At 64.3% G+C, this 26,968-nt stretch carries 22 protein-coding genes; 10 read left to right on the top strand and 12 right to left on the bottom strand.

Going from position 1 to position 26,968, the window contains the following annotated elements; genetic code table 11:
* Window position 1: 1 nt before the first annotated feature.
* From MHX52_RS00820 to MHX52_RS00800, 5 genes are all read right to left on the bottom strand, one after another.
* Window positions 2-1,255, bottom strand: coding sequence for a cysteine desulfurase (locus MHX52_RS00820; protein WP_035003914.1), 1,254 nt, complete (start codon window positions 1,253-1,255; stop codon window positions 2-4).
* 90 nt (window positions 1,256-1,345) lie between these two features.
* A complete protein-coding gene (gene sufC / locus MHX52_RS00815; RefSeq protein WP_035003913.1) occupies window positions 1,346-2,101 on the bottom strand; it encodes a Fe-S cluster assembly ATPase SufC in 756 nt (251 codons plus the stop codon).
* Window positions 2,102-2,146: 45 nt separating this feature from the next.
* Entirely contained in the window at window positions 2,147-3,358 is a 1,212-nt protein-coding gene (gene sufD, locus MHX52_RS00810) for a Fe-S cluster assembly protein SufD (RefSeq protein WP_035003910.1), read from the bottom strand.
* Window positions 3,359-3,363: 5 nt separating this feature from the next.
* Window positions 3,364-4,806, bottom strand: coding sequence for a Fe-S cluster assembly protein SufB (sufB, locus tag MHX52_RS00805; protein WP_034987621.1), 1,443 nt, complete (start codon window positions 4,804-4,806; stop codon window positions 3,364-3,366).
* A 3-nt stretch (window positions 4,807-4,809) separates the two neighbouring features.
* Entirely contained in the window at window positions 4,810-5,493 is a 684-nt protein-coding gene (locus tag MHX52_RS00800; RefSeq protein WP_035003908.1) for a metalloregulator ArsR/SmtB family transcription factor, read from the bottom strand.
* Between the two features lie 213 nt (window positions 5,494-5,706).
* On the opposite strand from MHX52_RS00800, the gene mptB reads away from it, so the two are divergent.
* The 5 genes from mptB to MHX52_RS00775 all read left to right on the top strand — a co-directional run bounded on the left by mptB (window position 5,707) and on the right by MHX52_RS00775 (window position 11,223).
* Window positions 5,707-7,458 carry a polyprenol phosphomannose-dependent alpha 1,6 mannosyltransferase MptB gene (mptB, locus tag MHX52_RS00795; protein ID WP_239316058.1) on the top strand — a complete coding sequence of 584 codons (1,752 nt, stop codon included), beginning with the start codon at window positions 5,707-5,709 and terminating at the stop codon, window positions 7,456-7,458.
* 30 nt (window positions 7,459-7,488) lie between these two features.
* Entirely contained in the window at window positions 7,489-8,487 is a 999-nt protein-coding gene (locus MHX52_RS00790; RefSeq protein WP_035003903.1) for an ABC transporter ATP-binding protein, read from the top strand.
* Complete coding sequence (locus tag MHX52_RS00785; RefSeq protein ID WP_035003901.1) at window positions 8,484-9,275, top strand: ABC transporter permease; 792 nt, start codon at window positions 8,484-8,486, stop codon at window positions 9,273-9,275. Before MHX52_RS00790 ends, MHX52_RS00785 begins: the two co-directional genes overlap by 4 nt.
* Window positions 9,276-9,346: 71 nt before the next feature.
* Complete coding sequence (locus MHX52_RS00780; RefSeq protein WP_035003899.1) at window positions 9,347-10,408, top strand: heme A synthase; 1,062 nt, start codon at window positions 9,347-9,349, stop codon at window positions 10,406-10,408.
* 20 nt (window positions 10,409-10,428) lie between these two features.
* Window positions 10,429-11,223, top strand: a complete 795-nt coding sequence (locus MHX52_RS00775) for a hypothetical protein (protein WP_049049966.1) — start codon at window positions 10,429-10,431, stop codon at window positions 11,221-11,223.
* Between the two features lie 14 nt (window positions 11,224-11,237).
* Here the strand turns inward: MHX52_RS00775 and MHX52_RS00770 are convergent, their stop codons facing one another.
* Window positions 11,238-12,176 (bottom strand): heme o synthase, encoded by a 939-nt coding sequence (locus MHX52_RS00770; RefSeq protein ID WP_035003895.1) that lies wholly within the window; start codon window positions 12,174-12,176, stop codon window positions 11,238-11,240.
* Between the two features lie 257 nt (window positions 12,177-12,433).
* Here MHX52_RS00770 and tkt point away from each other — a divergent pair, with 257 nt between their 5' ends.
* Genes tkt through pgl form a run of 5 tightly spaced genes read left to right on the top strand, consistent with a single transcriptional unit; the run spans window position 12,434 to window position 19,274 of the window.
* Complete coding sequence (gene tkt / locus MHX52_RS00765; RefSeq protein ID WP_239316049.1) at window positions 12,434-14,524, top strand: transketolase; 2,091 nt, start codon at window positions 12,434-12,436, stop codon at window positions 14,522-14,524.
* 48 nt (window positions 14,525-14,572) lie between these two features.
* Entirely contained in the window at window positions 14,573-15,685 is a 1,113-nt protein-coding gene (gene tal, locus MHX52_RS00760) for a transaldolase (protein ID WP_239316047.1), read from the top strand.
* Between the two features lie 59 nt (window positions 15,686-15,744).
* Window positions 15,745-17,307, top strand: a complete 1,563-nt coding sequence (gene zwf, locus MHX52_RS00755) for a glucose-6-phosphate dehydrogenase (protein WP_239316038.1) — start codon at window positions 15,745-15,747, stop codon at window positions 17,305-17,307.
* Window positions 17,308-17,367: 60 nt separating this feature from the next.
* Window positions 17,368-18,444: a glucose-6-phosphate dehydrogenase assembly protein OpcA gene (locus MHX52_RS00750; RefSeq protein WP_035003885.1), complete on the top strand. Its 1,077-nt coding sequence runs from the start codon at window positions 17,368-17,370 to the stop codon at window positions 18,442-18,444.
* On the top strand, window positions 18,441-19,274 hold the full coding sequence (pgl, locus tag MHX52_RS00745; RefSeq protein ID WP_239316036.1) for a 6-phosphogluconolactonase: 834 nt from the start codon (window positions 18,441-18,443) through the stop codon (window positions 19,272-19,274). Before MHX52_RS00750 ends, pgl begins: the two co-directional genes overlap by 4 nt.
* 21 nt (window positions 19,275-19,295) lie before the next feature.
* Here the strand turns inward: pgl and secG are convergent, their stop codons facing one another.
* The 6 genes from secG to whiA form a co-directional block, all read right to left on the bottom strand.
* Window positions 19,296-19,535 (bottom strand): preprotein translocase subunit SecG, encoded by a 240-nt coding sequence (secG, locus tag MHX52_RS00740; RefSeq protein ID WP_034987982.1) that lies wholly within the window; start codon window positions 19,533-19,535, stop codon window positions 19,296-19,298.
* A gap of 113 nt (window positions 19,536-19,648) precedes the next feature.
* Window positions 19,649-22,495: a phosphoenolpyruvate carboxylase gene (gene ppc, locus MHX52_RS00735; protein WP_239316029.1), complete on the bottom strand. Its 2,847-nt coding sequence runs from the start codon at window positions 22,493-22,495 to the stop codon at window positions 19,649-19,651.
* A 12-nt stretch (window positions 22,496-22,507) separates the two neighbouring features.
* A complete protein-coding gene (gene tpiA / locus MHX52_RS00730) occupies window positions 22,508-23,293 on the bottom strand; it encodes a triose-phosphate isomerase (protein WP_070487512.1) in 786 nt (261 codons plus the stop codon).
* Window positions 23,294-23,371: 78 nt separating this feature from the next.
* Complete coding sequence (gene pgk / locus MHX52_RS00725; protein ID WP_071056563.1) at window positions 23,372-24,583, bottom strand: phosphoglycerate kinase; 1,212 nt, start codon at window positions 24,581-24,583, stop codon at window positions 23,372-23,374.
* Between the two features lie 175 nt (window positions 24,584-24,758).
* A complete protein-coding gene (gene gap, locus MHX52_RS00720; RefSeq protein WP_005294824.1) occupies window positions 24,759-25,766 on the bottom strand; it encodes a type I glyceraldehyde-3-phosphate dehydrogenase in 1,008 nt (335 codons plus the stop codon).
* Window positions 25,767-25,925: 159 nt separating this feature from the next.
* The gene (whiA, locus tag MHX52_RS00715; RefSeq protein ID WP_035003872.1) at window positions 25,926-26,912 is read right to left on the bottom strand and encodes a DNA-binding protein WhiA; all 987 of its coding nucleotides are present in this window, start codon (window positions 26,910-26,912) and stop codon (window positions 25,926-25,928) included.
* Window positions 26,913-26,968: the final 56 nt, after the last annotated feature.

Below are 26,968 nucleotides of genomic sequence, written 5' to 3'. Positions count from 1 at the left end.
TCTATGTCGTGCCGAAGAACTCTTGCGCCTTGCGGATGGCGGCGACCAGCGCGTCGACTTCCGAAAGGTCATTGTAGATGTAGAAGCTGGCGCGGGCGGTAGCCTGCACATCCATGCACGTGTGCACCGGCCACGCGCAGTGATGGCCCACGCGGATGCACACGCCCTGATCGTCGACTACCTGGCCGAGATCGTGCGGGTGGATCCCCTCCACGACGAAGCTCAGGGCACTGCCGCGATCCTGCGAGTCGGTGGGACCGATGATGCGCAAGCCCTCGATGGTTTGCAGCTGCTCCAGGGCGTACTCCGTCAGCTCCGCCTCGTGGGCGGCGACCTTGTCCATACCCAGTTCCTCCAGGTACTTCACCGCAGCGCCCAGGCCTACGACCTGGGAAGTCATCTGAGTGCCCGCCTCGAAACGCTGTGGAGCCTCAGTAAAGGTCGTGCGTTCCATCGTGACCTTCTCCACCATCGAGCCGCCGGTCAGGAAAGGAGGTAGCTGGTCGAAGTGCTGTGCCTTACCGTAAAGGACGCCGACGCCGTTAGGTCCCAGCATCTTGTGGCCGGAGAAAGCGGCGAAGTCCACGTCCAGTTCGTGGAAGTTTACGGGCATGTGCGGCACGGATTGGCAGGCGTCCAAGACAAAGATCGCCCCAACTTCGCGGGCGCGGCGCACGGCCTCCTTGACGTCCAGCACGGCGCCGGTGACGTTCGACTGGTGAGTCAGCGCAACCACCTTTGTGCGCTCGCTGAGCTCCAGGCTGTCCAGGTCGATACGGCCATCCGAAGTGGCGGAATACCACTTCAAGGTCGCGCCGGTGCGCTGTGCGAGTTCCTGCCACGGGACCAGGTTGGCGTGGTGCTCCAGTTCGGAGACGACGATCTCGTCGCCCTCGGTGACCTGCAGCTCCCCCGCCCGTGCGTCACCCAGGATGTAGGCGACTTCGTTGAGCGCCTCGGTGGCGTTCTTGGTGAACGCGATCTCCCGGTCCTCGGCCCCGACGAAGCCCGCGATGGCCTCACGGGCCGATTCGTAGGACTCGGTAGCCTCCTCCGCGATTTCGTAGGCACCGCGGTGCACGGGAGCGTTATGGGTGGTCAAAAACTCCCGCTCCGCATCCAACACCTGCACCGGCCGCTGGGCGGTCGCTCCGGAATCCAGATACACCAGCTTCTTCCCGTCGCGCACGGTGCGCGAGAGAATCGGGAAGTCGCTGCGGATCTTCGCGGTGTCCAGGGGACTGTTGGAACTCACAAGTTCACACTTTCTGCCCAGATCAGGCTGGGCCGAGCAGGGTTTGTTTGGAAGGAATGGTGGGGAGCTGTAGCGGGTTAAAGAGCGGGCCTAGATGAACTTGTCGTAGCCCTCGGCCTCGAGCTGCTCAGCCAGCTCCGGTCCACCGGATTCCACGATGCGGCCGCCGGCGAAGACGTGCACGTGGTCGGGCTTCACGTAGTTCAGGATGCGCTGGTAGTGCGTAATCATTACCACGCCGCCGTTCTCACGCTCCTGGTAGCGGTTGATGCCCTCGGAGACGACACGCAGCGCGTCAACGTCGAGGCCGGAGTCGGTCTCGTCCAGGATGGCGAACTTCGGCTTCAGCAGACCCAGCTGCAGGATCTCGTGGCGCTTCTTCTCGCCACCGGAGAAGCCCTCATTGATGGAGCGCTCGGAGAACGACGGGTCGATCGCCAGCTCTTCCATCGCACCGCGGGCCTCCTTGACCCACTCGCGGATCTTCGGTGCCTCGCCGCGCACGGCGGTGGCGGAAGAACGCAGGAAGTTGGCCATGGAAACGCCCGGCACCTCGGTCGGGTACTGCATGGCCAGGAACAGGCCCGCACGGGCGCGCTCGTCGACCTCCATATCCAGCAGATTCTCGCCGTCCAGCAGTACCTCGCCCTCAGTGATCTCGTAGCGCGGGTGGCCTGCGATGGCGTACGACAGGGTGGACTTGCCGGAGCCGTTGGGGCCCATGATGGCGTGGGTCTCACCGGAGTTGATGGTCAGGTTCACGCCGTGCAGGATCGGCTTCGGATCCTCGTTCTCGTCGGCGGGGACGACCTGCGCGTGCAGGTTCTTGATTTCCAGAGTGCTCATGGTGTGTAAAAAGCTTTCTTTGGGTGTTTGACAGGGGGAATGAAATTAAAGAACCGTGTGCTGCAGCTCGGCCTCGACCTTGTCCTCCAGCAGCTCGCGGATGGACTCTTCCGGGATGCGCTTGATGACGTCGGTGAAGAAACCGCGGACGATCAGCATCTTCGCGCTGGCCGGGTCGATGCCACGGGACTGTAGGTAGAACATGTGCTCGTCGTCGAAGCGACCGACGGTTGCGGCGTGACCCGCGCCGACGATCTCGCCGGTCTGAATCTCCAGGTTTGGCACTGCATCTGCCCGTGCGCCGGAGGTCAGCAGCAGGTTGTTGTTCTTCTCATAAGTGTCGGTGCCCGTGGCATCCGGGCGGATCAGCACATCGCCGATCCATGCCGTGCGTGCCTCGCGGGCATCCTTGCCCTTCTCCGGCTCGCCCTGCAGCGCACCCTTGTACAGCACGTTGGAGCGGCAGTTACGGATCGAGTGGTCCACCAGCAGGCGCTGTTCGAAGTACTGACCCGCATCCGCGAAGTACAGTCCCAGCAGCTCAGCATCGCCGCCGGTGTCCGTGTAGCGCACGTGCGGCACGGAGCGCACCACGTGGCCACCGAAGGCCGCGTAGTAGTGGCGCACGGTTGCATCGCGGCCAACCTGGATGTGCGAGTTCGACAGGTGCACCGCATCGTCGTTCCAGTCCTCGAAGACCACGGTGGTCAGCTTCGCTCCGGTGCCAACGACGAACTCGACGTTGTCGGAGTGCGCGCCGGAGCCCTCATAGCGGACAAACACCACGGCCTCAGCGTGGGGCTCGAGCTCCACGACCAGGGTGCCGTAGGAGACCTCGTCCTCCCCCGGGCCGTCGACGGTGATGGTCACCGGAGCCTTCAGCGCCGCATCCTTAGAGACGCGCACGTAGTCCGCGGACTCGGTGTTTTCCCACGCCTGGGCTGCCGCACGATCCACGGGAGCACCCGCGCGACCGAGGCGCTCGTCGCCTGGCTCCAACTGCTCGACGGTCACGCTGGGGGCGTCATCATCAGAAACACCGACGGCGACGGCAGCACGCTTGCCAGCTACGGCCGAGCCATCGTGCAGGCCGCGCAGCTCGCGCAGCGGGGTGAAGCGCCAATCCTCATCCTTACCGCGCGGCACGGAGAAGTCCGCGGCCGAGAAAGAGGTGAAACGGTCACCCTTGGTCTGGTGATCCGTACCAGCCTGAACCGGTGTGATAGTCGCTTCGGTTTCGTTGAGTGGGGTGGTCATTTGGTTTAACCCACCGATCCTTCCATCTGCAGTTCGATTAGACGGTTGAGCTCCAGGGCGTACTCCATAGGCAGCTCCTTGGCGATGGGCTCCACGAAGCCGCGGACGATCATCGCCATTGCCTCTTCCTCCTCGATGCCGCGGGACATCAGGTAGAACAGCTGATCCTCGGAGACCTGGGAGACGGTGGCCTCGTGGCCCAGCGTCACGTGGTCGTTACGAATGTCGTTGTACGGGTATGTGTCCGATCGCGAGATGGAGTCGACCAGCAGCGCGTCACACTCGACGTTCGATGCGGAGTGGTGCGCATCCTTGTTCACCTGCACCAGGCCGCGGTAGGCAGCGCGGCCACCGGCGCGGGCGACGGACTTGGAGACGATGTTCGAGCTCGTGTGTGGAGCCATGTGCACCATCTTCGCGCCCGTGTCCTGGAACTGACCCTCGCCAGCGAAAGCCACGGAGAGCACCTCGCCCTTCGCGTGCGGGCCGGTCATCCACACGGCCGGGTACTTCATGGTCACCTTGGAGCCGATGTTGCCGTCGACCCACTCCATCGTTCCGCCCTCTTCGCACTTGGTGCGCTTGGTGACGAGGTTGTAGACGTTGTTCGACCAGTTCTGGATCGTGGTGTAACGGCAGCGGCCGCCCTTCTTCACGATGATCTCGACCACTGCGGAGTGGAGGGAGTCGGTCTTGTAGATCGGTGCGGTGCAGCCCTCGACGTAGTGGACGTAAGCGTCCTCGTCGACGATGATCAGCGTGCGCTCGAACTGACCCATGTTCTCGGTGTTAATGCGGAAGTACGCCTGCAGCGGAATGTCCACGTGCACGCCCTTTGGCACGTAAATGAAGGAACCACCGGACCAGACGGCCGTGTTCAGCGCGGAGAACTTGTTGTCGCCGGCCGGGATCACGGTGCCGAAGTACTCCTCGAACAGCTCGGGGTACTCGCGCAGTCCGGTATCGGTATCGACGAAGATCACGCCCTGCTTCTCCAGGTCCTCGCGGATCTGGTGGTACACAACCTCGGACTCGTACTGGGCGGCTACGCCAGCGACCAGGCGCTGCTTCTCGGCCTCCGGGATGCCCAGCTTGTCGTAGGTGTTCTTAATGTCCTCCGGCAGGTCCTCCCAGGTCTGAGCCTGCTTCTCGGTGGAACGGACGAAGTACTTGATGTTGTCGAAGTCGATATCGCTGAGGTCCGCGCCCCACGTCGGCAGTGGCTTCTTGTCGAAGATGTCCAGAGCCTTCAGGCGGCGCTTCAGCATCCACTCCGGCTCGTTCTTCTTCGCGGAGATGTCGCGGACGACGTCCTCGTTAAGGCCGCGGCGGGCAGAGGCGCCGGCGACATCGGAATCGTGCCAGCCGTAGCCGTACGCGCCGATGGAATCGATAATCTCTTCGTCGGTCTGGGGTTTAGTTTCAGGTGTTTGTGCAGCTTGAGTCATGGTTTAACTTTCCTTCTTGGGGGAAGGGTCAATGGTTCTAAGCGGAATATAGGTGGTGCAGACACCGTTGCCGTCGGCGATTGTCGCCAAAGGTTGGGTGTGCTGTCCCAGCAGCTCTGCAACCACCCGGTGCTCCGCCGCGCACAGTTCTGGGAACTCGTGAGCGACATCTTGGATCGGGCAGTGATGACGGCAAATCTGTACGCCACCGCCTGCGTGGCCGACAGTGGCAGCGTAGCCCCTCTCGGTCAATGCGTCGGCAATGGCCTGGGCCTTGGCGGCTACGTCTGCGTCGGAGTCGGAGACGTCCTGCAGCAGATCGTTGATGCGCTGAGCGGCGAAGTCCTCCACCGCTTCCTCTCCTCCTGCAGAGCGAAGAGCACGCAGAGCCAGCAAGGCGAGCGTGTCGTAATCATGTCCAAACTCCGCCCGGCCTTGGTCGGTCAGCCTGAAGAGCTTGGCGGGCCGTCCACGTTGCCCGGAACGAGGTGCCTCGACGACCTCGGCGAGGCCGTCGGAGACGATGTTGTCTAAGTGACGCCGAACGCCGGCGGCGCTTAGCCCAAATGCCTCGCTAATGTCCGATGCGCTCACCGGACCGTGGCGCAGCACATGCAGAAGAATGCGGTGCCGCGTGTCGTGCTCTGGAGTGGGCTGGGTTGCCCGCTCCTCAGATGTCCGTGCCACGCTAGTACCTCCTTTAGCTTCTGTTCGAGTGCGCCTGTGCAACTTAAAGTTGTGCCTACATGATTAGACAACAAAAGTGTGTCGTAAATATTCCCGCTTGTCTACTAAGGTAACCCTGCCTAACTCGCGGCCATCCTTGGAGCTATCTCTGTGGCGCTGGTCACGGCCATGGCTGAAGAAGATTGCTTGCGACATTCGGTAGTATCTGCACCTATGACTACCCCCACCTCAGCCACCCCGAGGGCCACCCCGAGCTCGTCTCGGGGGTCGCGTCTCTTGGCGCCCTGGCGGAGGTTCCAGGAGCAATTGCCCCACCTGGGCCTGGCGGGGTCGCGATCGGCACAGCTGCACTCGGAATCCGAGGGCGACAATGTGCCGGAAAGCTCCCTGCAGCTCCAGCCCCTGAGTCGCGCGCTTTCCATGCGGCTTTACGCTGCGGTATTCCTGGGAGCCCTCGGCACCATGCTGATCACGGTCGGCGGCCTGGGCGCCGGCGCGTTCCCCGTGATCCACAACCCCTATTGGGACTTCCCCGGCGTGAACACGCTGGCGCGGATGCTGCACTCCACCACCGTTTTGGTCTTCGTTGGCATCGGCTTCTTGGTCTACGGCTGGTTGCTTCTGTCTACCTTTGCTGTCTCCGCGCCCGGCAGGCCCAACCACCCGATCCCGGTGCGCACCTATTGGCGCACATTCTTCGTGTGGGTCACCCCGCTCATGGTCACCCCGCCACTGTTTACCCAGGACATCTACTCCTACCTGGCGCAGGGAGCGATCGCCGCGAGGGGCTGGGACCCCTACAGCGCCGGCCCCGTAGACCTGCTGGGTATCGACGACCCCCTGGCCCGTTCCGTGCCCCTGATGTGGGCGCACTCCCCTGCACCCTATGGGCCGGTGGCGCTGGGCTATAGCGGGGTCATCTCCATGCTCACTGACAACTCCATCATCCTCGGCATCGTGCTGCATCGGTTGGTGGCCATCCTGGGGCTGGCCTTAAGCGGCTGGGCTCTCGTACGCCTGGCACGGCGCTGTGGCGTGTCGAGTGGAGCTGCCTTGTGGCTGGGCGTGTTGAACCCGTTGGCGATCCTGCACCTGGTCGGCGGCATTCACAACGAGGCCGCCCTGATCGGCCTTCTGCTCGCAGGCATGGAGTTGGTGCTGCGCGGCGTGGATAACGAAGAGCGCCCCCTCACCAGCCGCTGGATACTAATCATCGGCGGTTTCGGCCTGATCACAATGGCCGGCTTGGTCAAAGTCACGGCTTTCATCGGCCTGGGCTTCGCCGGTGCCGCACTCGCCCGCTGGTTCGGCGGGCGCCTGCTGGATCTCTGCTCCGCCGCGAGTGTCGCCGTAGCCGTCGCGGTCGTAACGTCCGTCGCATTCTCCCTATTCACCGGTGTCGGTTTCGGCTGGATCACCTCCCAGGGTGGCGCTGCGGAGATCATCTCCTGGATGTCGATCACCACCTCCCTTGGGCTGTCCTCCGGGGCGCTCGGTGCCCTCTTGGGGCTGGGCGATCACACCGATTCGGCGCTGATCATCTTCCGCACCCTCGGACTGCTCGTGGGTGCGTTCTGGGTGGTTCGCATGCTGTGGGCCTCCTTCCGCGGCCGTATCCACCCCGTAGGCGGGCTGGGCGTGGCCACCCTCATCCTGGTGCTTTTCTTCCCCGTCGTGCACCCCTGGTACCTTCTGTGGGCGATTCTCCCCCTTGCGGCCTGGGCGAACAGGCGCGCGTTCCACCTCACCGCCGTTATCTATTCGGTGGTGTTCAGCTTCTTCATCCTCCCCCGCGGACTTTCCCTGCCAACCTCCACGGTGATCTACATCTATGCGATGAGTCTCGTGTTCTTCCTGGTAGCGCTGGTGGCTCTGCGGGCTATGGCGGCCCACAACGCAGATCTGGCCGAGGCCCTGTCGTTTCGCTCCGATAAACTCCGGCGGGCAGTAGCCGCTGCTACGTAAAACGCTGCCAGGGGGCTAGACTTTCACATCATGACCACAAGACCTGAAACCCAGGCAACCCAAGCAGCCCCAGCACGGGCGAGCTCTCCCGTGCTTCAGCTCCGCGACGTAGTCAAGACCTACGGCGAGCGCCGCGCCGTCGACGGGCTGAGCCTCGAGTTGTCCGCCGGCCAGGTGCTCGCTCTCCTCGGCCCGAACGGCGCTGGCAAGACCACGACCGTCGAAATGTGCGAGGGCTTCATCCGTCCCACCGAGGGCACCATCCGCGTGTTCGGCAAGGATCCGGCCGTCGAGTCGGACGAGGTGCGCAGTCGCATCGGGGTAATGCTGCAAGGTGGCGGCGCGTACCCCGGAATCCGCGTGGGCGAGATGTTACGGCTGGTGGCGTCATACTCGAAAAACCCCTTGGATCCCGACTGGCTGCTCGAGACCGTCGGGCTGACCGGCCACGAAAAGACTCCCTACCGGCGCCTATCGGGTGGCCAACAGCAGCGCCTGAGCCTGGCCTGTGCACTGGTTGGGCGCCCCGAGCTGGTGTTCCTGGACGAGCCGACCGCCGGCCTGGACGCCCAGTCCCGCCTGGCGGTGTGGGATCTGGTGGCCTCGCTGAAGCGCGACGGCGTGGCGGTGGTGCTGACCACCCACCTGATGGACGAGGCCGAGGCGCTGGCCGACCAGGTGGTCATCATTGACTCCGGTCGCGTGGTCGCTTCTGGCACGCCCGAGGAGATGATGTCGAGCCGCGACCCGAATTCCACCGGTGCGTGGCTTGCGGTGCAGGTTGATTCCGACGCCGCACTCCCCGATGTCTCCGCGGCCATTGCCAAGCGCGCGGAGGTGCCGGTGACGGTGGACGAGCTGCGCCCCCGCCACTTCAGGATCGAGGCTGAGGAGCTGAGCCCGCAGTTGGTTGCAGCGGTGGCCGAGGCTTTCGCCGATGAGTCCGTGATGATCAGCCAGCTCGAGGTCAACAGGCAGTCGCTGGAGGACGTCTTCCTCTCTATCACCGGAAAGGACATCCGCTCATGAGTACCACCAGCCGCTTCGAGCCAGGGCTCTTTGCCCCCGCACCTCAGCAGGCGAAGTCCGGCGACATCGTAAAGGCCCAGGCCAAGATAGAATCGCTGCTCTTCTTGCGTCACGGGGAGCAGCAATTGCTCTCTATGGTCATCCCGCTGGGGCTGCTTATTGGTCTGACGCTGGTTCCCGGCGATGACGCATCCCACGCAGTCAGCCGCATCTTCCCCATGGCTTTGGCGATTGCACTGATGGGTGCGGGTTTCACGGGCCAGGCCATCGCGGTAGCCTTCGACCGGCGCTATGGGGCTCTGAAGCGCATCGGCGCGGCGGGTGTGCCCACCTGGGCGCTGATCGCGGGCAAGGTTGTCGCAGTGTGCATCGTGGTGCTGCTGCAGGTGTTGGTGCTATCCATCGCCTCATTCGCGCTGGGATGGCGCCCGGACATCGTGGGGTTGCCCGCGGCCCTGGTGACGGCGGTACTGGGGGTTGCGGCCTTCACCAGCCTGGGGCTGCTGCTGGGCGGCACCCTGAGCTCGGAGCTGGTGCTGGCGCTGGGCAACACGATCTGGTTCGTTTTGCTAGGTGCGGCTGTGTTCGCCACCATGGCAACCCCGGCCGGTGAAAACGTCAGTGCTTTCCTCATGGCCGTGCCCTCGGTGGCGCTAATGGAAGGCTTCCACACCGCAGTGGTTGCCGGTGGATTCAACTGGTTGGCGCTGCTGAGCCTGGCCGTGTGGGCCGTGATCGGCTCGGTCCTCGCGCTAAAGCTTTTCCGCTTCACCATGGAGAGCGACTAACGCAAGGACGGCTAGCGGCAATTAGCCCCGCCACGTGGGCTTCCGATAGTCTTAAAGGCGTGCTTGAGACTATGAAACAACGCGCCGCGGAGGAGAACAATCCCTTCGTCAGAGCGCTGCTGAAGCTGTACGCCTTTGCACATGCAGCCGACCGCAGGTTTGGCTTCCCTCGGCCCGTTACCGCCCCGACTATCCGGCGCCAGCGGCTCTTCGCCATCATCCTGTTGGCTTGCCAGACGGGAATTACCTTCACCGGCTCTTTGGTGCGCGTTACGGGCTCCGGTTTGGGCTGCGACACGTGGCCGCAGTGCCACCCGGGCTCCCTGTTCCCGGTTGCTGGCTCCGCGCCGTGGATTCACCAACTGATCGAGTTCGGCAACCGGACGCTGACATTCGTACTGATCATCGCCGCCCTGGTGTGCTTCATTTCCGTGGTGCGCGCCGCGCGCCGCTCTACGATTCTCCACCTGGCCTTCATCCAGGGCATCGGCATTATCGTCCAGGCCGTTCTGGGTGGCATCACCGTGCACATGGATTTGATGTGGTGGACCGTTGCCCTGCACTTCCTGCCCAGCATGCTGCTGGTCTTCCTGGCCGCGAAGCTGGTGGTGCGCATCGGTGAGCCCGACGATGGCGAGATGCAACCCCTGATGCCACGTCCCCTGCGCATTCTCACCGACGGATCCGCGCTGAGCCTGGCGATCGTCCTGATTACCGGCACCCTGGTGACCGGTGCCGGTCCGCACGCGGGCGACGAGGCGATTCTTCCGGAGCACCGTCTGCAGGTTCCGCTGATTGACATGGCGCACATCCACGCCGGTTTCATGTATCTCTACCTGGGCCTGACCGTTGGCTTGCTGGCGGGCGTGTTCGCACTGAACCTGGAGCACCGCATTAAGACGGCCTCCTACTGGGTGATCGCCGCGATCATTCTGCAGGCCATCGTCGGCATCATGCAGTACTGGCTGGGTGTTCCCCGCTGGTCGGTGCCGATCCACGTTATTGGCTCGGGGCTTACTACCGCGGCCACCGGCTTCCTCTGGGCTCTGAAGTACCGCTACAGCGGTGGCAACGCCAGCCTGACGGGCACGACGGCCGGCGACTGCCAGCGTCAGGAGACTGTCGACGCCTAAGACGGCTAAGATGCCGAATTATGACTCAGCCGACGCGCATGCCGCGCACCACCCTGAAATTCAACTCGGGGGTGGACACTCCATTGGTGCCCGGTCGGGGCGAACACTACTACTCCACTCCTAACCCGATGCGGGATAGCAGCGGATGCTTTCAAGCCGTGAGCGCGGCGGGTCCTCCGCCGTACTCACAGGAAATGCCATTACGTATTTCTATCCTCGTGGCAGCTGGACTCGTCGGTGTTGTCTTTACAGTCATCGCCCTCATGATGCCATTCGGTAGTGCACGCGGCGCGGACTCCACGGGCGACAGTCTTAGTTTCATGAACGCCTTCTTCTTTTTTGCTGGAATCGCCTTCGTCATGGCCGTGGGCTTTCTGATCAACAGCACGCTTTCGCGGCGCAGGAGAATAGCTACTGCCTGGAAGAATGGCTGGATCGACTACTACCCGGCGCTAGTCGGGCAGATTTATCACACTCGCAGCGTTTTGCGAAAGGGCAATAAGTTAGGCCCAAATTTTTTGTACTACTACCGGGCACCTCTCCAAGTGCTCTACCCGGATGGCTCGTTCCGGCAGATGCAGTCTTTTGAATTCGAGATGAAGGCCAGGCCCGACTGGTATCGCATGCGTTGCAATATGGCCTCATCGGCGAAAACCGCTGTCGCGAATGGTTGGAACAATAACGGATGGGCAATCGTCGGCGTAAGTCGCCTTCCTGGGCAGACGCATGCCGAACTCGACCCCGGACTCACGCACCAACAGTGCGAAGCCATATTCAACCTCGCTGAACGCTACTGGCTCAGGACGGCTTGGTGATCTTAGTCGTGATGCTAGCCGAGCACAGCCTCGGCGAGCGTCTGCCACCCCAGCACCGCGTCCACGGAGAGAGCGACGAAGAGGATAGACAGGTAGTTGTTCGATAGGAAGAACAGCTGCATCGGCTTCACCGGCGTACCGTTCTTCACTCCCTGGTGCAGCATGTGAGCCTTGATGATGAACCAGCCGCCGGAAATCAGCGCCGCAGCCAAGTAGATCCAGCTAGCCGCCGGAACCAGCAGGAGCGAAGTGATCACGGTCGCCCAGGTGTAGCCCAGGATCTGGCGCGTTACCTGCAGCGGGGGCTTGACCACGGGCATCATGGGCACGCCCGCGGCCTCGTAGTCTTCGCGGTAGCGCATTCCCAGAGCCCAGGTATGCGGCGGCGTCCAAAAGAAAATAATCATGAACAAAATGAGCGCCTGAACCCACGAGGACCACCCGGCGTGGAACGCACCGCCGTTGTTATCAGTGATGACGGCCCAGCCAACAATCACCGGCATGCAGCCCGCAGCGCCACCCCAGATGACGTTCTGCCAGGTACGGCGCTTGAGCCACTTGGTGTAGACGAAAACATAGAACCAGTTCGTCAGCACGATAAATCCGGCGGCCAGCCAGGAGTGGCACAAGAATCCCAGCCACAGCACAGAGGCAATCAGCAGCACCCAGGCGAAGACGCGGGCCTCCCCGACGGAGACGGTCTGACGGGCAGTCGGACGGCGACGGGTGCGGCGCATCAGCTGGTCGATGTCGTGATCGACCACGTTGTTGAACGTGTTGGCCGCGCCAGCTCCCATCCAGCCGCCGATGAGAGTCAGGAGGATAAGGCCGAAGTTCACTTCGCCGCGCGCTGCCTGCAACATCGCAGGGATCGTGGCCACCAGCAACAATTCAATGACCCTGGGTTTGGTCAGTGCTAGATATGCCTTGGCCGTCTCAGCGAATGTCTTCACCGGCTGCCTCGCCTCCACCTTCTCGAAAATTTTCCGAATCGCGTCTAACGCTACCCGAGCGCAGGATGCAGGCCGAAACAGAGCCTGCACTCGCCCATCTACATATGGTCGTACGGGAGCTCCAAATAGTTCCCGCGGAGTGCAAAAAATTTTTGCCGCGAAAATCCGGCCTGCAACTGCGCCCACTAGCCACGGCGAACGTTTACGACCATTAGTATGTATGGGGTATTCGGCTTGATGAAGAAAGGCAACTGACAGTGACTCTCTCCCCAGAACAGCAGGCACTCACGGTGCGCAACTACCCGGCGGACTGGACGGAGACCGACACGCGCGCGGTCGACCTTGCCCGCGTACTGGCCGCAGACGCCGTGGAGAACTGCGGCTCGGGCCACCCCGGCACGGCAATGAGCCTGGCGCCGCTGGCATACACCCTGTACCAGCGCGTGCTGCGCCACGACCCGCAGGACGTGCACTGGGTAGGCAGGGATCGCTTCGTCCTCTCGGCTGGCCACTCCTCCCTGACCCAATACATCCAGCTGTACCTGGGCGGCTTCGGCCTGGAACTGGAGGACCTGCAGGCGCTGCGCACCTGGGACTCCAAGACACCGGGCCACCCGGAGGTGCACCACACCGACGGCGTGGAGATCACCACCGGCCCGCTGGGCCAGGGCCTGGCGTCCGCGGTGGGTATGGCGATGGCTTCCCGTCGCGAGCGCGCCCTGTTCGACCCGCAGGCTCCGGCCGGCGAGTCCCCCTTCGACCACTTCATCTACGTCATCGCTTCTGACGGCGACGTGCAGGAGGGCGTGACCTCCGAGGCTTCCTCCCTGGCAGGCACCCAGCAGCTGGGCAACCTCATTGTTTTCTGGGACGACAACGGCATCTCCATCGAGGACCAGACCGAGATCGCCTTCACCGAGGACGTCTCCGCCCGCTACGCCGCCTACGGTTGGCAGACCCTCGAGGTCACCGGCGAGGATGTCGAGGGCATCCTGGACGCAGTCGAGCGCGCCAAGGCCGAGACCTCCCGCCCCACCTTCATCCGCCTGCGCAGCGTTATCGCCTACCCCGCCCCGACGAAGATGGATACCGGTGCTTCCCATGGCGCTGCCCTCGGCGCGGAGGAGATCACGGGCATCAAGCAGGCCCTGGACTTCCCGGACGAGCCGTTCCCGGTGGAGGACAACGTAATCGCCCACACCCGCGGTCTGATCGATCGTGGCGCGGAGGCACACAAGCAGTGGCAGGTTCTTTTTGACGCCTGGGCGGAGAACAACCCGGAGAACAAGGCTCTGTTCGACCGTCTGTACTCCCGCGAACTTCCGGAGGACTTCGACGCCGAGGTTCCCAGCTGGGAGGCCGGCGAGTCCCTGGCTACCCGCAAGGCTTCGGAGGCCACCCTGCAGGCTCTAGGTAAGACCCTGCCGGAGCTGTGGGGTGGTTCCGCCGACCTGGCTGGCTCCACCAACACCATCATCAAGGGCTCCCCGAGCTTCGGTCCGGAGGCCATCAGCACCCGTAACTTCACCGCGGAGCCGGGCGGCCGCAACCTGCACTTCGGTATCCGCGAACACGGCATGGTCGCCATCCTGAACGGCATCGCCCTGCACGGCCCGACTCGCCCGTACGGCGCAACGTTCCTGCAGTTCTCCGACTACGCCCGCGGTGCGGTGCGCCTGGGTGCACTGATGAAGTCGGATGTTTACCACGTGTGGACGCACGACTCCATCGGCCTGGGTGAGGACGGCCCCACCCACCAGCCGGTCGAGCACCTGGCCTCCCTGCGCGCCATCCCCCACCTGGCGGTTATCCGCCCGGCGGACGCCAACGAGACCGCTGCCGGCTGGGTGGCTGCCCTGCAGGCCGAGGAGTCCCCGAAGGCTCTGGTCTTGACCCGCCAGAACGTCCCCGTGCTGGAGGGAACCCAGGACAAGGCCGCCGAGGGCGTGGCCCGCGGCGGCTACGTGCTGGTCGAGGAATCGACGGACACTCCGGAGGTCATCCTGCTGGCCACCGGCTCCGAGGTACAGCTGGCCGTGGAGGCCGCCAAGGAGCTGGAGAGCCAGGGCGTGGGCACCCGCGTGGTTTCCATGCCGGTCATGGAGTGGTTCCTCGAGCAGGATGCCGAGTACCAGGAGCAGGTCCTGCCAAGCAGCGTGACGGCTCGCGTCTCCGTCGAGGCTGGCATCTCCATGCCGTGGCACCGCTTCGTCGGCCTGAACGGCCGCACGGTCTCCCTGGAGCACTACGGCGCTTCGGCGGACTACCAGACGCTCTACCGCGAGTTCGGCATCACTTCCGAGGCAGTCGTCGCCGCCGCGCACGACTCCATCGCGGCGAACAAGTAAGCCCTACCTGAGCTAACCCCAACCCCACCCCAAGGACTGATTCCTTACATGAGCACCCCCGCCAACATCGACGCACTTGCACAAGCCGGCACCTCCGTGTGGCTGGACGACCTGTCCCGCGACCGCCTGCGCACCGGCAACCTCGCTGAGGTCATTGAGAACAAGGGCGTGGTCGGCGTGACCACGAACCCGGCCATCTTCGCCAACGCGATGTCCCAGGGCACGGCTTACGACGAGCAGCTCCGCGAGCTCGCCGCCGCTGGCACTCCGGCTGGCAGCGCGGTGTTCGAGATGGCGGCGGACGACGTGGCGGACGCCTGCGACGTCTTCCTGCCCATCTACGAGAAGACCGATGGTGTGGACGGCCGAGTCTCCCTAGAGGTGGATCCGCGCCTGGCCAACGAGCGCGAGGCCACCGTCACACAGGCCAAGGAGCTGGCTGCGAAGGTGGGGCGCGAGAACCTTATGATCAAGATCCCCGCCACGCAGGAATGCCTGCCCGCCATCACCGACGTGCTGGCCGAGGGAATCAGCGTGAACGTGACCCTGATCTTCTCCGTCAGCCGCTACATCCAGGTGATGGAGGCATTCATTGCCGGTATTTCCCGTGCCGCTGAGGCCGGCAAGGACCTCACCAAGATCCACTCCGTGGCCAGCTTTTTCGTCTCCCGCGTGGACACCGAAATCGACAAGCGCCTGGATGGCATCGGCACCGACGAGGCCAAGCAGCTCAAGGGCAAGGCCGGCGTGGCCAACGCGCAGCTGGCCTACGCCGCCTTCGAGGAGCGCCTGCTCAACAACCCCGACTGGACCGCACTTGCCGATAAGGGAGCGCACGTTCAGCGACCACTGTGGGCGTCCACCTCAGTAAAGAACCCCGAGTACCCAGACACTCTGTACGTAACCGAGCTGGCCGGACCGTACACCGTGAACACGATGCCGGAGAACACCCTGGACGCAACGATCGACCACGGCGAGATCCACGGCGATTCCCTCAGCGGCACCGCGGAGGACGCGCGCGAATTGTTCGCCCGGTTGGATGCGGTCGGCGTGAACCTGGCCGAAGTGTGGGCACTGTTGGAGGACGAGGGCGTGAAGAAGTTCGTGGACTCCTGGAACGAGCTGTTGGACACCCTCTCCGCGCAGCTAGAAGCCAAGTAGCTCAAGCAGCACAAGCAGCACTCATCCCCACCGACTAAAGAAAATAGGACTTTAGACAAGTGCAACTTCCCTTTTCCGCCGAGGAATGGCGCAACCCGCTACGCGACGAATTGGATAAGCGCCTGCCGCGCATTGCCGGTCCCTGCGGCCTGGTGATCTTCGGCGTAACCGGCGACCTGGCGCGCAAGAAGCTGCTACCCGCCGTGTACGACCTAGCTAACCGTGGACTGCTGCCGCCCGGCTTCAGCCTGATCGGCTACGGTCGCCGCGACTGGTCGAAGGAGCAGTTCGAGGAGCAGGTCCTGGAGTGCGTCAAGGAGCACGCGCGCACCCCGTGGCGCCAGAACGTGTGGGACCGCCTCGCCGAGGGTATCTTCTTCGTCACCGGCGACTTCACCACTGATTCTGCTTTTGACGCCCTCGCGGAGAAGACCCGGGAGATCGACAACGCGCGCGGCACCGCCGGCAACTGGGCTTATTACCTGTCCGTCCCGCCGGACCACTTCCCCAGCGTGTGCCACCAACTCGAGCGTTCCGGGCTGGCTAAGCCGGATCCGGAGCTGGGAGAGCTGCACAACGGCTGGCGCCGCGTGGTCATCGAGAAGCCCTTCGGCCACGACGAGCAGTCGGCCCACGAGCTCAACGAAATCGTGAACAGCGTGTTCCCGGAATCCAGCGTGTTCCGCATTGACCACTACCTGGGCAAGGAGACGGTGCAGAACATCCTGGCACTGCGCTTCGCCAACCAGCTGTTCGACCCAATGTTCAATGCGCACTATGTGGACCACGTGCAGATCACCATGGCCGAGGACATTGGCCTGGGCGGACGCGCTGGCTACTACGATGGCATCGGCGCCGCCCGCGACGTGATCCAGAACCACCTGCTGCAGTTGCTGGCGCTAATCGCCATGGAGGAGCCGGTGACGTTCAACCCGGAGGAGCTGCAGGCGGAAAAGGTGAAGGTGCTGCGCGCAACCACCCCGGTCGGACCTTTCGCGCAGACTACGGCGCGCGGGCAGTACACCTCCGGCTGGCAGGGTTCGATCCCGGTGAAGGGGCTGCGCCAAGAGGACGGCTTCGACCCGGAGTCCACCACGGAAACCTACGCCGCGGCGACCTTTGAGATCTCCTCCCGCCGCTGGGCCGGGGTGCCGTTCTACCTGCGCACCGGCAAGCGTCTGGGGCGCCGCGTGACGGAGATCGCCATCGTGTTCAAGGAGGCTCCGCACCTGCCGTTCGGCCCGGGCCAGACCACGGCCCAGGGCAACAACATGCTGGTCATCCGCGTGCAGCCCGAGGAGGGCGTGCTGGTGCGCTTCGGCTCCAAGGTGCCGGGCTCGGCCATGGAAGTTCGCGACGTGAACATGGACTTCAGCTACTCCGAGTCCTTCACCGAGGAATCCCCCGAGGCCTACGAGCGACTGATCCTGGATGCCCTGCTGGACGAGGCGAGCCTGTTCCCCACCAACGAGGAAGTGGAGCTCTCCTGGAAGATCCTGGATCCGATCCTGGAGCACTGGGCCCTCCACGGGCGCCCGGAAGACTACCCCGCCGGCACGTGGGGGCCGAAGGGTGCCGAAGAGATCCTGTCCCGGTCCGGGCGGCAGTGGCGTCGCCCCTAAAACCTTTTTCGTTCCCCCACCTACCCCTCCGACCGCGCGAGGAGCGCTCACTAAACGCCCATGATCATCGACCTTCCGAACACCAAGACCAAAGACATCGAGCGGCGCATCCGCGCGCTGCGTGAGGAACGCGGCGACGTCACGAGCGGGCGCGTGCTCACCCTCATCGTCGTCACCAGTGAGGACGACGATCTCGACCGCATCATCAGCTCCACCCACGACGCTTCCCGCGAGCACCCCGCCCGCGTGATCGTGCTGGTCACGCACCGCAGCGAGGAGTCTTTGCTGGACGCGCAGCTGCGCATTGGTGGCGATGCCGGGGCCTCCGAGATCATCATCATGCACCTGCACGGCGAGCTGTCCGCCAACCGCTCCTCCGTCGTGACTCCCCTGCTGCTGCCTGATACCCCGATCGTGGCCTGGTGGCCTGGCACTGGCCCGCGCAACCCGGCCTCCGACCCTATCGGCGCGCTGGCGACCCGCCGTATCACCGACTCGCTGACGGACGAGGACGAGGATGCCCTCTACCGCCGCCGCATGACGTACACTCGCGGAGATTCGGACATGGTGTGGAGCCGCATCACACTGTGGCGCGGTCTGCTAGCCTCCGCGCTGGATCAGCCGCCGCACCACCCGATCGTGTCCGCCGAAGTGTGGGGGCCGAAGCACGACCCGTCCGTGGACATCGCCGCCGGCTGGCTGGCGGAGCGCCTGGATGTGCCTTTGACCAGGCACGTTACGGTCGATGGTCGCTATGGCGAGGACGCGGAAGGCAATCGCCTGATCTCTATCGAGAAGGCGGTGCTGTACCGCCAGGTGGGAGCCATTGAGGTTGAGGTTGTTGACGCCAACACGGTTTCGCTGACCGTCGGCGATCAGAAGTCCATGGTCACCCTCGGCAGGCGTGCACTGGCCGATTGCCTGGCCGAAGAGCTGCGCCACCTGGACCCGGACTACGCCTTCGGGCATGCCCTCCGCGGCCTGGTGCGCGTGAACCGCCCGGACCGCGGTCCCCGCACTTCCCAGTATCGTGGCGTGCAAACCCCTGGGCCGCAGGAGGACAAGCTGGACCGCTGGACCTCCCGCGATGCCCGCGAAACCTATAACACTTTTGATGGTCAGGAGTCTCTACGATGAAGCCCACGCAGAATAACCGCCGTACCGCTGTCGTCAGCGACAAAACCGGGGTGGAGCTACGCCCCCGCGACAACAAGCAGGACCTGGCAACCGCCGCGGCCCGTGAGTTCATCAACACGGTGGCGGAATTGCAGCGTACCGGGGATACCGTGACGGGCGACGGCATCGTCCGCGTGGTGCTGACCGGAGGCGGCGCAGGCATCGCCACCCTGGCGGAGATCGCCGCCCTGGACCACGCAGCGCAGCAGACGGCGGAGGACTTCCCCGTCACCGCGATTGACTGGTCCCAGGTGTATGTCTTCTTCGGCGACGAGCGTTTCCTGGCCGCCGGCGACCCAGAGCGAAACGACAAGCAGGCCTTCGATGCCCTGCTGCGCCACGTGAACATCTCCTCGCTAAACGTGTTCCGTGTTCCGGCCCTGGCCGCCGGCGAGGAGCCCGACGGCCCGGCGCTGGACGCCGCCGCGGAGTTCTACGGCAAGACGGTGGACCAGGTGGCTCCCGAGGGCTTCGACATTCACCTGCTGGGAATGGGGCCGGAAGGGCATATCAACTCGCTGTTCCCGCACACCGACGCGCTACTGCATGCCGAGGGGTCGGTGGTTGCGGTGCGCGAGTGCCCGAAGCCTCCAGCGGAGCGCATTAGCCTGACCATGCAGGCGGTGAACCGCTCCCGGCAGGTGTGGCTGCTGGTCAGCGGCGAGGAAAAGAAAGAAGCTGCGGGCCAGGTGTTTAACGGCGGCAATGGCGCCGAATGGCCCGCAGCTTTGGCCTCCGGTACGGAGACGACGCTGCTGTGGGTTGACGAAGCCGCCAACCCGCTGCTTTAAGTTGTGTAAGCGGTTTGGCTTTTAGGCCAGGCCGTAGTGCAGAACCAGGTTCAGGCCGATCAGGGCGAGCAGCCAGATCACTGCGGTGCCCACGGTCAGGCGATCCAGGTTCTTCTCCGCCACGGTGGAACCGGACAGGTTGGACTGCATGCCGCCACCGAACAGGCTGGACAGGCCGCCGCCCTTACCCTTGTGCAGCAACACGGAAAGGCCCATCAGCAAGCTGGTGATAACCAGGATGATCTGCAGCGTTAGGATCAATGCCCTACCCTCAACTCTTCTGTAGAAATCGACTAACTAAAACTTTCAATTAACACCACGAATTTACCCGCTGTAGCCCCCGCGTGACAACCTGCCACGCGGGGTGTGGCGTTCTAGCCCGAGTTGCGCAGCGCGGTGGCCAGACCGTTCATCGTCAGCTGGATGCCGGAGCGCACACTATCGGAATCGTCGCCAGCGCGGAAGCGGCGCAGCAGCTCCACCTGCAGCAGGTTCAGCGGCACCAGGTACGGGAAGCGGTTGCGCACGGAGCTGACCAGCTCCGGGTTGTCCGCCAGCAGGGTTTCCCGCTCGGTGATCTGCAGGAACATCTCCACGGTCAGCTTGTACTCCTCGACGATCACGCCGAAGATCCGCTCCGCCGCTTCCCTATCGCCCACCAGCTCGGAGTACAGCTGCGCGATGGAAAGGTCCGCCTTCGACATCACCTGGGCCATATTAGAAAGCACCGAGTCGAAGAAAGGCCAGCGCCTGTGGAGCTCCCGCAGGTAGTTGAGGCGCGAGGTGGCGTCACCAGATACAGAAGAACCATCCTCGATCCAGCGCTTCAGGGCGCTGCCCACACCGAACCAACCGGGCAGCATCACGCGCGACTGCGACCAGCTGAGCACCCACGGGATGGCTCGCAGATCCGAGACCGCCGTGGTCTGCTTGCGCGAGGAGGGGCGGGAGCCGATGTTCAGGCTGCCGATCTCCGCCAGCGGCGTTGAGGTTGTGAAGTACTCGATGAAGCCCGGATCCTCGTGCATCAGTGCGGAGTAGGCCTTCCGCGACTCCTCCGCGATCTGGCGCATGGTCTCGAAGGCCACGTCCGGGTCGTTGAGGTCGTCGACGGGCAGCAGGCTGGCCTCCAGAGTGGCGGCCACGAGGGCCTCCAGGTTGCGAGAGGCGTTGGCGGGATCGCCGTACTTGGCGGAGATGATCTCGCCCTGCTCGGTGATGCGCACCGCACCCTGCACCGCGCCCTTCGGCTGCGCCAGGATCGCGTCGTAGGAAGGGCCACCGCCGCGGCCGACGGTGCCGCCGCGGCCGTGGAACAGGCGCAGGAACAGCCCGGCCTCGCGGGAGGCCTCGACCAGCGCCAGCTCCGCGTCGTAGAGCGCCCAGTTGGCGGCGAAGTAGCCTCCGTCCTTGTTGGAATCGGAGTAGCCCAGCATGATCTCCTGGATATCCCCGCGCCCCGCCACGTAGTTGCGGTACAGCGGCAACTGCCAGAGCTGGCGCATGATGTCCGCACCACCAGCGAGGTCGTCGATGGTCTCGAACAGCGGGATGATGTCCACGGAGCCGTGCGGGTGTTCGCCGTTCGCCTGGATCAGCCCGACTTCCTTCAGCAGGATCATCGGCTCGATCACGTCGGAGACGGACGAGGCCATCGAGATGATGCAGTGCGGCACCACCTCCGCGCCGAACTTCTTGGCAGCCTTCGCGGCCGCGCGGAAGATGCCGAGCTCGCGGGCGGTCTCTTCAGACCATTCGGCCTCCGGGTCGGAAAGCGGTCGCGGGCTGGCCAGCTCTGTCAGCAGCAGCTCCACCTTCACGTCCTCGTCCAACTCGGCATAGTTCTCCGCCACGCCCGCGCGGGCGAAGACTTCCGTCAGCACGTTCTCGAAGCTCTCGGAGTTCTGGCGCAGGTCCAGCGAGTACAGGTTGAAGCCGAAGGTCTCCACGGCTTCCCGCAGATCCGCCAGGGTGTGATCGGCCAGCAGGTCGTCCATGGAATGGCGCAGGGCCTGATCCACCGTGTCGATGTCCGCCAGCAGTTCCGTCGGGTTGGCATAGGGCTCGTGGCCCTTGTGGATGCCTCCGGAGACCACCGGCTCTCCCAGGGTGTGCTTGGCCGTGGCCGCCACGCGCCCACGCATACCGTGGAGGGCACGGCGGAACGGCTCGTCCACGCGGGAGGGCACATCGTTGCGCCCACGGTCCGCCAGCTGCTCCAGCGCTTCGGTCGTGTCGATGAACTTGGAGGACAGGCTGAGCTCGTGCTCCAGCGCGTAGATGGTCTTCTGGTAGTGGTCGAAGATGGTGCGCGCCGCGAAGGTCGTGGCGATGCCCACCGTTTCCGCCGTCACGTACGGGTTGCCGTCGTGGTCACCGCCGATCCACGAGCCGGGGCGCACGACCGCGGTGCGGGGCACCACGTCTCCGTACTGCTCCTTCATGTGCTCGTTCACGCGGCGGTTGATGGCCGGTATCTCGCTGAGCAGGCTGATGCCGTAGTAGCGCAGCCCCACCTTGATCTCGTCCTCGATGCGCGGACGCACGCTGCGGATCAGGGAGGTCTGCCACAACAGCGTCATTCGGCGGCGGATCACCAGCTCGATCTCGGCCAGCTGGCGGGCAGAACGTACCGAATCGGGGTTGAGCTTCAGCTCCTTGAGCACACGTGCGCGCCGCCGCATCATCTTCATGATGTCGGTCTGCACGTCAAACACGGTCCGGCGGCGGGTTTCCGTCGGGTGCGCCGTCAAAACGGGCGCAACCAGCGCGTTCGCCATCGTCTCGGCGACCTTCTCCCCCGGCACCTCGCGGTTGTGCAGCTCCTGCCAGGTGTAGGCCAGCGTGGAGCGCGGCGCGGTGTTACCGCGGTCCTCCTCGAGGTCGCGCACCCGCTCGACGTACAGGTCTTCCGCCAGGTTGGCCATCAACGCGAAGTGCGAGAACGCGCGGATGACGGGCAGTGCCTTCTCGGTCGGCAGGGTGTTGAACTGCTCGGCGAGCTCCTCAATAGGCATCTCGCCATAGCGCAGGTCAAACGCCGCGCTGCGGGTGTTTTCGATCAGGTTGAAGGTGTAGTCGCCCTCCTGCTCGCGGATCACCTCGCCCAAGATGCGCCCCAGGTAGCGGGTATCGTCCCGCACCGTTGGGCTGATCTCGGGGTGGGCGATCTCTTCGGGAGCGACGGGAATTGCGGTGCCGCGGATCGTGTCTTTGCTCATCTCTATCGCTTCTTAAGCGGTTGCCTTAGCCGCTGCGGCGGCCAGACGGGCAAAGTCTTCGCCGTCTAGTGACGCCCCGCCGACCAGACCGCCATCGACGTCAGGCTGGCTGACCAGCTCTCCGACGGAGTCGGTCTTCACGGAACCGCCGTATAGGATGCGGATACCACCGGCAACCTCCTCGCCCGCCAGCTCCGCGACGAGCTCGCGGATGGCGTGGCAGACTTCCTGCGCGTCCTCGGCGGAGGCCACCTTGCCGGTGCCAATGGCCCAGACCGGCTCGTAGGCGATGACCGTCTTGGCCAGATCCTCAGCGGACAGGCCGGCCAGGGAGGCCTTAGTCTGCTCCTTGACGAACTCGACGTGCTCGCCCTTCTCGCGGACGTCCAGCTGCTCGCCGACGCACACGATCGGCTGCAGCTCGTTGTCCAGTGCGGCGCGTGCCTTGGCGGCGACAATCTCGTCGGTCTCCCCGTGGTACTGTCGGCGCTCGGAGTGGCCGACGATGGCCCAGGTGCAGCCGAGCTTCTTCAGCATCGTGCCGGAAACCTCGCCGGTGTAGGCGCCGGAGGCGTGCTGGGAGACGTCCTGGCCGCCGTAGGTGATGGCCAGCTTGTCCCCGTCCACCAGGGTCTGCACGGAGCGGATGTCGGTAAAGGGCGGGATGAAGGCCACGTCAACGGCCTCGTAGTATTCCTTCGGCAATGCGAAGACGAACTTCTGGACGACCTGCATGGCCTCCAGGTGGTTCAGGTTCATCTTCCAGTTGCCGGCAATCAGGGGCTTGCGTGCGGTCATGAAAGTCTATGCCTCTCTAGTTCTTTCTAGATGGTTGCTGCTCGGAGCAGCTTGTTCTTGTTGCAAACGTTGGGCTGCTTAGCTCTCCAGCACGGAAACGCCGGGCAGCTCCTTGCCCTCCAGGAACTCCAGGGAGGCGCCGCCACCGGTGGAGATGTGAGAGAAGCCCTCCTCGTCCAGCCCCAGGGTGCGTACAGCTGCAGCAGAGTCGCCGCCGCCCACGACCGAGAATGCACCGGCAGCGGTGGCGTCAATAATCGCCTGAGCAACACCGCGCGTACCCTCAGCGAACGCAGGGAACTCGAATACGCCCATCGGGCCGTTCCAGAAGACGGTCTTGGAGTTGGAGAGGACTTCGGCGAAGGCCTTGACGGACTCCGGGCCGATGTCCAGGCCCATCCAGCCCGCCGGGATGGAGTTCAGGTCGACGGTGCGGTGGTCAGCGTCCTTGTCGAAGCGCTCTGCGACCACAACGTCGGTGGGCAGCGCGATGACGTCGCCGAAGCGCTCCAGCAGATCCTTGCAGGTGTCGATCATGTCTTCCTGCAGCAGGGAGCCGCCGACCTCGTAGCCCTTGGCAGCGAGGAAGGTGAAGCACATACCGCCGCCGATGATGAGGTTGTCCACGCGCGGAGCAAGCGCCTCGATGACGCCCAGCTTGTCAGAGACCTTGGAGCCACCCAGCACGACGGCGTAGGGCTTCTCCGGGTTCTCCGATACCTTGCGCAACACGTTCAGCTCGGCCTCCACCAGGCCGCCGGCATAGTGCGGCAGCTTCTTGGCCACGTCGTACACGGAGGCCTGCTTGCGGTGAACCACGCCGAAGCCGTCGGAGACGAAGGCACCGTTGTCGCCGGTCAGGGCTGCCAGCTCGGCGGCGAACTCGGTGCGCTCGGCCTCATCCTTGGAGGTCTCGCGGGCGTCGAAGCGGACGTTTTCCAGCAGCAGGATGTCACCGTCGTCCAGGCCGTTGGCGCGCTCGTGGGCATCCTCGCCGGTGACGTCGGTGGCCAGCGGTACCCACTGGTCCAGGCGCTCGGCGAGAGCCTCGGCGACAGGAGCCAGGGAGAACTCCTCCTTGAACTCGCCCTTCGGGCGGCCCAGGTGGGCGGAAACGACGACGCGGGCGCCGGCTTCCAGCAGAGCCTTCAGGGTCGGGACGGAGGCATCGATGCGACCCGGGTCGGTGATGTTGCCGTCGGACAGCGGGACGTTCAGGTCAGCGCGGACCAGGACGTGGCGGCCCTGTACACCCTCGTTGATCAGATCTTGAACGGTCTTGATGGCCATGGGAAGCTCCTTAAATTTTCTGCTGGGGTTGATTCTTATGGGGTTAAAGCGGGTTTGTATGAATAAGAGAAAACGGGTCGACTCGATCGGCGCGACGCGCTAACGTGCGGCGATCGGAGCCGAACCCGTCATTGTCCTAAATCGTCCTAAAGAGGACTTTCGGCCGGTAAGCGACTTAGAGGCGCTCGCCGACGTAGGTGGCCAGGTCGACCAGGCGGCAGGAGTAGCCCCACTCGTTGTCGTACCAGGAGACAACCTTGACCTGGTTGTCGATGACCTTGGTCAGGCCGGAGTCGAAGACGGAGGAGTGCGGGTCGCCGACGATGTCGGTGGAGACCAGCGGAGCGTCGTCGGAGTACTTAGCGATGCCCTTCAGCTCGTTCTCGGCAGCCTTCTTCAGCGCAGCGTTCACGGCCTCGACGGTGACCGGCTTCTCAGCCTCGAAGGTCAGGTCGGTCAGGGAGCCGGTGATAACCGGAACGCGGACTGCGTAGCCGTCCAGCTTGCCCTTCAGCTGCGGCAGAACCAGGGAGACGGCCTTTGCAGCACCGGTGGAGGTCGGAACCAGGTTCACGGCTGCGGCGCGGGCGCGGCGCAGGTCCTTGTGCGGAGCGTCGTGCAGGCGCTGGTCACCGGTGTAAGCGTGGACGGTGGTCATCAGGCCCTTGACGATGCCGAATTCCTCGTCCAGGGTCTTGGCCAGCGGAGCCAGGCAGTTGGTGGTGCAGGATGCGTTGGAGATGATGTGGTGGTTCTCCGGGTCGTAATCGGTGTGGTTAACACCGACGACGAAGGTAGCGTCCTCGTTCTTCGCCGGGGCGGAGATGATGACCTTCTTGGCGCCGGCTTCGATGTGAGCCTTGGCAGCCTCAGCGTCGGTGAAGAAGCCGGTGGACTCGATGACGATGTCCGCGCCCAGCTCGCCCCACTTCAGGTTCTTCGGCTCACGCTCAGCGGAAACGGCGATGCGCTTGCCGTCGACGGTGATGGACTCGTCGTCGTACTCGACCTCTGCGTCCAGGCGACCCATCACGGAGTCGTTCTTCAGCAGCACGGACAGGGTCTTGTTGTCGGTCAGGTCGTTGATGCCGACGACCTCGATGTCAGCGCCCTGGGAACGGATAGCGCGGAAGAAGTTGCGGCCGATGCGGCCAAAGCCGTTAATGCCAACACGGATAGTCATAAGTTGATCTCCTAAACAGAGCGTCTACATTTACTTCGATCTAGACGCCAAGGCCCACGGCTCAATAAACCAAGCCCTCGACCCTCACGCCGACACTTCCGAGAGTACCTGCGCCCCACCAGCTTCGCAGGGATTACTAACCCTTTTGGGACGGGGGTACTAGTCCACGTCGTTAAACAGTTCAGAGGTCACCGCGGAGTGTGTATCCGGCAGCCCCAGCTCCTCCGCGCGCTTGTCCGCCATAGACAGCAGGCGGCGGATGCGGCCCGCCACCGCGTCCTTCGTCATCGGCGGTTCCGCCAGGCGGCCGAGCTCCTCCAAGGAAGCCTCCTTGTGCTCCACGCGCAGCTGACCGGCCTGGGCCAGGTGCTGAGGCACGTCGTTCTCCAGGATCTCCAGGGCGCGCTCTACGCGGGCCGCGGCGGCCACGGCGGCACGCGCGCTGCGGCGCAGGTTGGCGTCGTCGAAGTTGGCCAGTCGGTTGGCCTTCGCCCGATTCTCCCGGGTACGGCGCTGCTTCTCCCAAACCTCGCGGGTCTCCTGGGCGCCCATCAACATCAGCAGCCGTCCGATGGAATCGCCGTCGCGGATGACCACGCGATTGACTCCCCGAGCCTCCTTCGTCTTGGCCGTCACGTCGATGCGGCGGGCGGTTCCCACCAGCGCCAGTGCGGCTTCGTTGGAGGGCGTCTGTACCTCCAGCGCCGAGGAGCGCCCCGGGTCGGTGATGTAGCCGTGAGCCAGGAAGGCGCCGCGCCAGGCCGCCACGCACTGTTCCGAGGTGCCGCCGATGATGAAGCGCGGCAGGCCGCGAACGGGCCGGCCCACGCGGTCGATCAGTTCGGTGCGGCGGGCCAGCTCCATGCCGCCCTCGGTCCAGCGCAGAACGTGGCGCGGTCGGCGGCGTAGGTTGCCGGCGCCGATGATCTGGTGCTCCGGCTCGATCTTGTACAGCTGCTCGACCATGTCGGTCAGGCGCCGGGCGGTCTCTGCCGAGTCGACCTCGGATTCCACCACGATCTTCTTGCCCACCAGGTGCAGGGCGGCCGTGTAGCGCAGCAGGCTGGCGACCTCGGCGGTCATCTCGTCGTGGCGGGTCACCAGAACTCGGTTTAGCTCTGCCTTCACATCGGCCGTCAGTGCCACGGGCTTCCTTTCTTGTGTCTCTTGTCCCGATTGGTCGTATGCAATCAGTGCTCAAA

It is taken from the genome of Corynebacterium sp. ACRQJ, from assembly GCF_022346045.1.
GTDB lineage: Bacteria > Actinomycetota > Actinomycetes > Mycobacteriales > Mycobacteriaceae > Corynebacterium > Corynebacterium evansiae.
This window is presented reverse-complemented; position numbering and strand designations above follow the sequence as displayed.